The following is an 8,345-nucleotide window of genomic DNA, read 5'->3' as shown; positions in this document are numbered from 1 at the left end:
GAGTGGAAAGAAAACCGACACTGCCGAACCGCCAGAGGGGCGATCCAGCGCTCAACCTGAGCGAATATCAGATTTTCCTTTTTGAAGAGTCGCACACATGGACACGTTCAACTACCCAGACGCCTTCAGCCGAAACATCGGCGTCGTCAGCACCCCAGAACACGAGCGCCTGCGCAACTGCACGGTCGCCATTGCCGGCATGGGCGGCGTGGGAGGTGACTACCTGATCAGCCTCGTTCGTGCCGGCATCGGTGGTTTTCATCTGGCGGAATTTGACGAGTTCGAGGTGTTCAACTTCAACCGCCAGTACGGAGCCAACGTCGACACCATCGGTCGGCGCAAGCTCGATGTGATGGTGGAGATGGCGCTGGCGATCAACCCAGAGCTGCGCATCACCAAGTTCAGCGAGGGCATCAACACCGGCAACATCGACGCCTTTTTAAACGGCGTGGACCTCGCTGTGGACGGGATCGACGCCTTTGCGGTGGACATGCACCCCCTGCTGGTGAACGAGGCAACGGCCCGTGGCCTGGCGACCATTGCAGCAGTGCCTCTGGGCTTGGGTGCCGGCGTGCTGGCTTTTGGGCCCAAGGGCATGTCGTATGCGGACTATTTCGCCATCCAGCCTGAGATGTCGGACGACGAGAAGATCGTGCAGTTCATGCTGGGCTTTGCCCCGGAACTGCACCACCTGAAATACCTTGATCCGAAGACCATCAACCTGAAGGCGCGCAAGGGGCCCAGTTCCATAGCGGGCTGCAAGCTCTGCACGGGCTTCATCACCACCCTGGCGCTCGTTGCCCTGCTCCACCCGCAAGACCTCCAGTGTGTGCCTTGGTACACCTACCTGGATGCGCGCCTTTCGCGCTTTCACCACCGCCGCCTGTGGATGGGCAACCGCAACCCGCTGCAGCGCCTCAAAAGCTTCATTGCCAAAAAGCGTCTGGAAAAAATGTCGACGACCGCCTGACTGGGGCATGTTTCCTTTCGAGACAGGGCTGCGGGCTTGCGGGCAAATACCCTGCGTTAGACTGGCCGCTTGACGGTCAAACAGAGGGGCGGGCATGGCGGACAAGGCGAGGTTTTCGTGGCTCGGGTCCTGGGGGAGACGGCTGGGTGGCGGGCTTCTGCTCGCTGCGTTGGCGTGTGGCACAGCCGTGGCCGACGATGGCGCAAAGCTGGCCCAACGTGTCTATGACCGCCCGGACGGCAAGGACTCCACCTCGGTGGTGACCATGTCGCTCACCGAGGAAGGCAAACCGGCCCGGACGCGCGGCATGCTGGTTTTTCGCGCCAGCACGCCCGCCAGCCAGGTCTCCACCTTGATCCGGTTCACCGACCCCGCGGACATCCAGGGCACCGGGCTGCTGACCATCGACGGCGCTGATGGCGTCTCCAACCAGTGGATTTACCTCCCGGCCATGCAGCGTGTGCGCCGGGTCGACTCCAACCGCAAGGGTGGCCGGTTCGTCAATTCCGACTACTTCTTTGAAGATTTGCGCGACCGCAAACCGACCATGGACATCCACAAGCTCCTGGGCCGCGAACGCTTGGGTGACGCCGACACCGACGTGCTGGAAAGCGTGCCGGTGGACGCCACCAATTCGGTCTATGTGCGCAGGTTGAGCTGGATCGATCCCAAAAGCCTGCTGCCCTTGCGCGTCGACTTCTTTGAACGCAACGCGGACCAACCCAGCAAACGCCTGCTGGTGATCAAACGCGAGCAGGTGCAGGGCTACTGGACGGTGATGGACAGCACGTTGACAGACCTTGCAAGCGGGCACCAGACCCGCTTGACGGTGGGACGCGTTTTGTACGACCGAAATCTGCCAGAGTCGCTGTTCACCTCCCGGGCCTTGGCCGAGGAACGGATGGAGAAAGAATTCCGTCCCTGAAAGATCGACCAGTGTTTGGTCGTGGCCGCGGTTTCAAGACAACACATTCACAAAGCAGCAGGAGAACTTTCCATGAGGGGTCGGCAAATGCGCAGCGCCTGGGCAACGTCCGGGCTGATGATGCTGGGGGTGATGGCGGGCCTGCCAGTGCAGGCTCAAGACACAGGACTCAAGGTGGATGCCTTGCGGCTGGAGGTCGGTGGGTTCACCGACGAGCCCGGCGCATCCGGCAGCACCCTGGTGCACGGCGCGTTGAGCCTGCGAGGCGACGCCGGCGACTGGAGCTACGCGCTGGGCGCACGGCTGGACGCCCACTCTCAGTACGGCACACAGGACTTCGACCGCGTGCGGCTGGACTACACCGAGAACTACCTGCGCTGGCAACGGGAAGACATGCGCGTGACCCTGGGCACGCAAAACGTGTTGTGGGGACGTGTAGACGAGATTTCGCCCACCGACCGCATGAGCCGGGTGGACTTCTCGCGGGCGGTGCTCGACAAACTGCCCGAGCGGCGCCGCGCGGTGCCTGCGGTGCGTGCCGAGTACTTTGGCGAAGGTTTCAAGCTCGACGGCGTCTTGCTCCCCGTGTTTGACGAAGCGGTGATGCCGCAAAGCCGCAGCGTGTGGAACCCGGTGGACACGGTGAACGGGCGCATTCTGGGCATCGGGAGCCTGCCCGGCATCGTGGGTGCGCGCGTGCTCAAGGCCGACATCAACGGCGCCGGTGGTGGTGGCCTGCGTTTCACCGCCGAAGGCGACGGCTTCGACTATGGTTTCAGTGTGCAACGTGTTCGCCAGTCTCAGCCGTATTACCGGGTGGTTCCCGGTGCGCCGGTGGTGCTGCAGGCGGTGCATCCGTTCAGCACGGTGCTGGGCGCCGAATTCGAAACCGAGCGCCTGGGCGCCACCTGGCGCATGGAGCTCGCGGTCAACAGCGCGGTGCCGCTCACCACCCAGTCATTCCAGTACCGCACCGATCCATCACTCGACTTTGTGATCGGCGCCGAGTTTTTCCCCGGTGACAGCGAAACCCGGGTGACGCTGCAACTCGCTGGTCAACGCATCATGACCAACCAGGCTGTGCTGGACCGCACCCGCATCTACAGCTTCACCGGCGAGATCGAGCATCCGTTTGCCAACGGACGCTGGCGCGCCGACCTGCGTTTCGCCATGGGCCTCAACGACCGCGATCTGTACATCAACCCGCGCCTGAGCTACACCGGCATCGACCGGCAAGAGATTTACCTGGCGGCACACCTGTTCAGCGGAGCCGCCAACACCCTCGGCGGGTTCTACCGGCGCAACGACACGGTGGTGGTCGGCTGGCAGGGCAAGTTCTGACCAACCGAGGACCGGACTTGATCGAACGGCTGCGCAACTTCATCTTCAACGTCACGAGAAGCGCACTGTTCCTGCGCGTGACGCAGCCCCGCATCATGCGCCGCAAGACTGCGGTCGGGATCATCGTGCTGATCCATGTGGTGGGGGCGGCACTGTTGCTGCGCCTGAACCTGAACAACGCGCCAGAGCTGTACTTCCCCGCCGACGCGCCGGCCACGGTGCTCGAGCGTGAACTGCGCGCCGAGTTTCCCAACGACGAGATCCTGATCGGACTGTTCCAGGGCAACGACGTGTACTCCACGCCGGTGCTCACCGCCCTTGACCGCGTGGCCGCCAGCATGGACGAGCACCCCGATGTCGATCGGGTGTTTTCCGTCACCCGGGTGGACCACATCGCCGGCAGTGCCGACGGCTTCGTGGTTGAACCCCTGATCGATGTGGCGCGGCTTGGTCAGGACTCACCCGAGGAACGCAAGGCCCGCGTGCTCGGTGACCGCTTCATGCCGCGCTGGCTGGCGTCTGCGGACGGCCAGGCGCTCGCGATTGTGGTGCGGACAAAGAAGCTCGGTGAAAGCCGCCAGCGGCAGTCGATCGAGGACACATTCCGCGAATCGGTCAAGGCGCAAAAGCTGGACACCCACCTGGTCGCGGTGGCGGGCACGGTGGCGCTGGACGCTGCCGAGATGCGATCCATGGTGCGCGACTCCCTGGTGTTCACGCCACTGGTGATGGGCTTGGGCCTGGCCCTGCTGTACTGGGTGGTCGGGCGCGTGATTCCGGTGGTCATCGGCGCAGTGGCCATGAGCACCTCGGTGGTGGTGTGCGTGGCGCTGATCGCCCTCCTTGGCAAACCCTACACGCTGGTCACGGCCATGGTGCCCACGCTGCTGTCGGCTTACACCGCAGCCAACCTGCTGCACTTCTACGCCGCTCTCAAACGCATGCGCGACGCCGGGTTCCACCGCCCCAAGCGTGTCGTGTTTGCGCTCCAGGAAATCAACACGCCGGCGATGTTCAACGTGCTGACCACCGCCGCCGGCATGATCAGCCTGGTGCTCGTGCCGATTCCACCGGTGCAGGTGTTCGGCTTCGTGGGCGCCGTGGGCGTGCTGGTGATTTACTTCGTGGTGTTCTACCTCGTACCACCCTTGCTGGTGAAGTACGACCATGGTCCCTGGGCCAAAGACGGCGGCGGTTTTGGCTGGACGCGCCGCCTGTCCTTCGGGTTGGCCCGTTTCGGCATCCGCTACGCGGGCTGGGTGGTGGGCGGTTTGCTGGCCATCGCGGTGGCGGGCACGGCGCTGGTGCTCAAGGTGCAAGCCGAGTCGGACCTGCTCAAGTTCTTCAGCCCCTCGCATCCCTTGACGCAATCCACCGCGCGCGTTGAGGCTTCGCTGGTGGGCGTCACGGCGCTGGAGATCGTCATCGACGGGCCGGGACGCGACGCCTTCAAGAACGTGGCGCTGCTCAAGCAGATCAAGGCCCTGCAGGCACAGGTGGAGGCTTTGCCCGAGGTGGACCGCACCTTGTCGATGATGGACATCGTCGAGGAAATGAACTGGGCCTTCAACGAGGAAGACCCCAGCTTGCGGGCGCTGCCCGACGATGACCGCATGCTCGCCCAGTTGCTGCTCATCTACGACGGGCGCGATCTGCAGGAACTGGTGAACAACGAGTTCCAGCGCATGCGCATCCTGCTCAACGTGAACGTGCACGGCGCCAACGCGATCCAGGACGTGATCGACAAAGTGCAGGCGCTGACGGCCAAGGTCGATGCGCCGCAACTCAAATGGCAGATGGCCGGTTACGGCCGCCTGTTTGCGGACCAGGAAGACCTGCTGGTCACCGGGCAGCTGCTCAGTTTCGCTGGCGCCTTCGGCCAGATCTTCATCATCATGTTGCTGCTCTGGCGAACCGTGCCGGCCGCCGTGATCAGCATGCTGCCCAACCTGGCGCCGCTGTTCTTCGTGTTCATGCTGATGGGCGCCACCGGCATTTACCTGGACATGGCCACGGTGCTGATCGCGGGTGTGGTGCTCGGCATCACGGTCGACGACACGATCCACATCTTCTACAACTACCAGAAGCGCCGCGACAAGGGGCTGGGTGCCGTGTTCTCGATCGCGCGCAGCATCGAGGCGTCCGGCAAGGCCGTGCTGGCCACCTCGGTGCTGCTGGTGTCGCAGTTCCTCATGTTGAGCACCTCCAGTTTCGTACCCACCGCCAGCTTCGGACTGCTCACCGCCATTGGCCTGATCTCGGGCCAGCTTCTGGAGCTGCTGCTGCTGCCCGCGCTGGTGGTGTTGTGGAGCCGCATGAAACTGCGCCACCCGCTGATGAAGATCTGACCGCGACACAACCGGCGGGCACAATCACGCCCATCGGCACAAAAATGAAGTGATAGGGTTGACCATGGGTTTTCAGACCGGTATCAATCGATACGATCTTCGTATAAACAACAACGCCAGGAGGAAACAGGCGATGCCCTCACACCATGACAGCTGCGGAGCCGACCGCGCATGAGCACCGGCTCGTACCAATTCGAAGCGCTCAACGATGCGCGCTTTCAAACCCAGCGCTTGCAACAGCAAGCCCAGGCCGTGCGCGGCATGGAAGCTGCCATTCTGCGCGGCGCCGGCATCCAGCCCGCGCACGACGTGCTGGAAATCGGCAGCGGCCCCGGCTTCGTTTCCGACCTCCTGGCCGAGCTGGCACCCCTGGGCAGCCTGCACGCGGTGGAGCCCAGCCCAACCCTGATTGCCGAGCTTGAGGGCAACGTGCGTCACAAGCCCGCGCGAGGCCTGTTTGCCCACCAGGCCTACGGTGATGCCCTGCCGCTGGCCGACCAAAGCATCGATTTCTCATACACCCGCTTCGTGCTTCAGCACGTACCCAAGCCCGACGCTGTGGTGCAGGAGGTGTTTCGCGTCACCCGCCCGGGTGGGCGTTTCTGCGCGGTGGACTCCGACGATGGTCTGGTGCTGTTTCACCCGCCAGAGCCACGCGTGGACCATGTGCTCGGCAGCGCGCAGGCCATCCAGGCCAGCCAGGGTGGCGACCGTTTCATCGGCCGCAAGATGCAGGAGATGATGCAGCGCGCCGGATTCACCAACGTGAAAACGCGCGTCATGATGCTCACCAGCAGCGAGCTCCCCTTCCCCGTTCTGTTCAACATCCTGCTGGGGTACAAGGCGTCGCTGCTGGGCGACACGGTCGACCTGCCCCGCTTGTTCGAAGACCTGTCGGCCGATGTCGCCGCGGGCAGGCGCCTGGTGGCAGCGGGCGTGTTCATCGTGTCCGGTGAGCGCGCGTAGGCCCCGCACCCCAGGACTGTTCCATGGAAACCGTGTACTTCACCTTCTACGAAGTCATCCCTGGCACGGCGGACTTTGACGACTACCTGGAAGCCCGGTACCTGGTGTTCTGCGAAGAGCTTGGCCGGGTGGATGCACCCGGCATGTTTTCCAGCCGTGGCCATCCGATCGAAACAGACCCGTACGACGTGTGCAGCCGGCACTTCATTGCGCGCCACAAAGCCAGCGGTGTGGTGGCCGGCTTCATGCGCATCATCATGCCCAACGAGCACGGGCTCAACGTCGAGCAGCGCTACGTCATCGACCATCCCCTGCCCTACACCAGCGCCACCGCCGACAAGATCGGGGAAATATCCAGACTCGCAGTAACACCCCATTTCCGCCGCCGCCACTCCGACCAGGGCAAACCGATCCAGGGCGACCCCGAGAGTGAAATGACCTTGAAGACAGAAGGCGTGCGCCACCACCAGCCCGAGCTGGTGCTAGGCATGTACCGCGAGGTCTACCAGCTGTGCCGCCAGACCGGTCTGGACTACTGCATGGCCGCCATGGACAACCTCTTCAGCCGGTTGCTGACCCGGCTGGGCTTCCCGTTCGTGGCGGTGGGCCCGATGAATCCCAACGTTCAACCGGCTCGCCGCGTCTACATCATCAGCGCCACCGAGATGGAACGCATGCTGGGCGCGCGCGAGGCGACTATTCTGCAGTTCATGCAGACGCAGCTGAACACAAGCGAAGAGCCAGCCTCGCAGGCTTGAGCGCAGGCGACTGATGCGAACTCAGGCGCTTTCGAGCATCGCCTTCATGCGACGGCTCCACCGGCCCAGCACGTGCCGTCCCGCCGCCAGCCAACCTTGCGCCCGGCGCAAGTCGCAAGCCAGCAAACCCACCCGCTCACGCCGCAGTGCCATCCAGTCGGCCTTGTACGCATCGTCGCCACTCAAATAATCGACCTCCTGGACCTCGTCGATGTCCATCACGTGCTGCATCAACGCCGCTGTGAGGACCGAGCCAGCCGACAACTTCTCGACGCCTTTCACGTACGCCAGCTTGTAGATGCTGGCCTTGCCCGCGTGAACCAGCCACAGTTGGGCGGCCAGCGCCTCCCCGTTGAGCCGGAGCACACCCAGGCGCAACCAGCCTTCGCGCGCCGCCGTGCGAATCAGCCCCGGCATGAAGCCGGGGCAAGGCTCGGGCTGCTTCCAGCTCTGGGCATAGACGGACCCATAGGCCTCGATGGCGGCGTCCAGGTCGTCCGATGCGCTGGTGGCGATGTCGATACGCCAGGGGCCAGCCTTGTCCAGGCGGCGGCGTCCCCGCTCCACGCTGTGCCGCAGTGGAGAGGGTCGTTCCGCCCAGTAGGCGGCAAAGCCACCGCAGGAGACGGGCTGGTACCAGTTGCCGAAGCAGAAGTACCGATCGGACCAGTAGCCTTGTGTGTGCAAGGCCTGCTCGAACGCGGCCAGCCAGGTGCTGGAGGCGTCCAGCGGCTGCAACTGGACCACCGCGCTGCCGGGGAGTGCTCGCATCGTGGTTGCCAGGGAGTCCCAATCGTCAGCACTCATTGCCTCCACAGGTCCTTGGGGCCCATACAGGCAGGTGTAGAAGTTCGACAGTGCCTGCAGAGGGCCGCCGGCCTGCACGCGCATGAGTTCAAAGCCCAGGCCGCCGGCACCCGACGGCGACGCCAGCGACAGGAACACGGGTTGATCGACAAACCCGTGCGCGCGCAGGTTGTCGAACCAGGCCAGGGTCTGGAACAGATCCGTTTGAGCCGGCATGGCGGACAGATGGC

At 63.9% G+C, this 8,345-nt stretch carries 7 protein-coding genes; 6 read left to right on the top strand and 1 reads right to left on the bottom strand.

Annotation, left to right across the window (positions count from 1 at the left end; all coding sequences use genetic code 11):
- The first annotated feature begins 97 nt into the window (after positions 1-97).
- The 6 genes from ACN4F8_RS09940 to ACN4F8_RS09915 all read left to right on the top strand — a co-directional run bounded on the left by ACN4F8_RS09940 (position 98) and on the right by ACN4F8_RS09915 (position 7,308).
- Positions 98-970, top strand: a complete 873-nt coding sequence (locus tag ACN4F8_RS09940; protein WP_419473435.1) for a ThiF family adenylyltransferase — start codon at positions 98-100, stop codon at positions 968-970.
- A 187-nt stretch (positions 971-1,157) separates the two neighbouring features.
- Positions 1,158-1,895, top strand: coding sequence for an outer membrane lipoprotein-sorting protein (locus ACN4F8_RS09935; RefSeq protein ID WP_419473434.1), 738 nt, complete (start codon positions 1,158-1,160; stop codon positions 1,893-1,895).
- A 72-nt stretch (positions 1,896-1,967) separates the two neighbouring features.
- Positions 1,968-3,236: a hypothetical protein gene (locus tag ACN4F8_RS09930; RefSeq protein ID WP_419473433.1), complete on the top strand. Its 1,269-nt coding sequence runs from the start codon at positions 1,968-1,970 to the stop codon at positions 3,234-3,236.
- 17 nt (positions 3,237-3,253) lie between these two features.
- A complete protein-coding gene (locus ACN4F8_RS09925; RefSeq protein WP_419473432.1) occupies positions 3,254-5,584 on the top strand; it encodes an efflux RND transporter permease subunit in 2,331 nt (776 codons plus the stop codon).
- A gap of 171 nt (positions 5,585-5,755) precedes the next feature.
- On the top strand, positions 5,756-6,550 hold the full coding sequence (locus ACN4F8_RS09920) for a methyltransferase domain-containing protein (RefSeq protein WP_419473431.1): 795 nt from the start codon (positions 5,756-5,758) through the stop codon (positions 6,548-6,550).
- A 23-nt stretch (positions 6,551-6,573) separates the two neighbouring features.
- Positions 6,574-7,308 (top strand): PEP-CTERM/exosortase system-associated acyltransferase, encoded by a 735-nt coding sequence (locus tag ACN4F8_RS09915; RefSeq protein ID WP_419473430.1) that lies wholly within the window; start codon positions 6,574-6,576, stop codon positions 7,306-7,308.
- Positions 7,309-7,329: 21 nt separating this feature from the next.
- Here the strand turns inward: ACN4F8_RS09915 and ACN4F8_RS09910 are convergent, their stop codons facing one another.
- Positions 7,330-8,331 carry a GNAT family N-acetyltransferase gene (locus tag ACN4F8_RS09910; RefSeq protein ID WP_419473429.1) on the bottom strand — a complete coding sequence of 334 codons (1,002 nt, stop codon included), beginning with the start codon at positions 8,329-8,331 and terminating at the stop codon, positions 7,330-7,332.
- Positions 8,332-8,345 lie beyond the last annotated feature (14 nt).

The sequence above is a fragment of the Hydrogenophaga sp. genome (assembly GCF_048549895.1).
Taxonomy (GTDB): domain Bacteria; phylum Pseudomonadota; class Gammaproteobacteria; order Burkholderiales; family Burkholderiaceae_C; genus Hydrogenophaga.
This window is presented reverse-complemented; position numbering and strand designations above follow the sequence as displayed.